This window comes from Ruminococcus sp. CAG:57, from assembly GCF_000435935.1.
Classification (GTDB): Bacteria; Bacillota; Clostridia; order Oscillospirales; family Ruminococcaceae; genus Hominimerdicola; species Hominimerdicola aceti.
Genome location: NZ_FR890722.1, coordinates 15180 through 15753, shown reverse-complemented (window position 1 = coordinate 15753; position 574 = coordinate 15180). Strand labels below are relative to the sequence as shown.

3 tRNA genes are annotated in these 574 nt (G+C 44.3%); all 3 read right to left on the bottom strand.

Features of this window, described 5'->3' with window-relative positions:
• Positions 1–37: 37 nt before the first annotated feature.
• A tRNA-Tyr gene (locus tag QVO88_RS05935) sits at positions 38–122 on the bottom strand.
• Positions 123–143: 21 nt separating this feature from the next.
• Positions 144–219, bottom strand: a tRNA-Thr gene (locus QVO88_RS05930).
• 98 nt (positions 220–317) lie between these two features.
• A tRNA-Pro gene (locus QVO88_RS05925) sits at positions 318–394 on the bottom strand.
• Between the last annotated feature and the right edge of the window lie 180 nt (positions 395–574).

The following is a 574-nucleotide window of genomic DNA, read 5'->3' as shown; positions in this document are numbered from 1 at the left end:
AAGCATCAAAAAAGCCCGCAGAAGTCTGCGAGCTTTTTGGTGGGAGAAGGTGGATTCGAACCACCGAAGCTAGAAGCAACAGATTTACAGTCTGCCCCCTTTGGCCACTCGGGAATTCTCCCATATGAATGAAAACAAAATAATGGAGCTGGTGGACGGACTCGAACCCCCGACCTGCTGATTACAAATCAGCTGCTCTACCAACTGAGCTACACCAGCTTGTATTGCTTGATCTGTCGAACTGACGATATCTATTATATCATATCTCCAAGCACTTGTCAAGCATTTTTTATTTTGTTTTCATTTTTTTAATAAAGTGGTCGAGGCGACAGGACTTGAACCTGCGGCATCTTGGTCCCAAACCAAGCACTCTACCAAACTGAGTTACGCCTCGTAGTTGACGTTGCACACGGTGGGGAAAAGTCTCCAGCCACGGAAAAGTTCCAAGCTTTGTGTGCCTTGAGCTTCATAGATGTTTCTGTGAAGCATTTGTCTGCGTCATCAGACAGCTTAATTATTATACTCCCCAATGCCTGTTTTGTCAATAGGTTTTTTATCACTTTGTATACTTGCA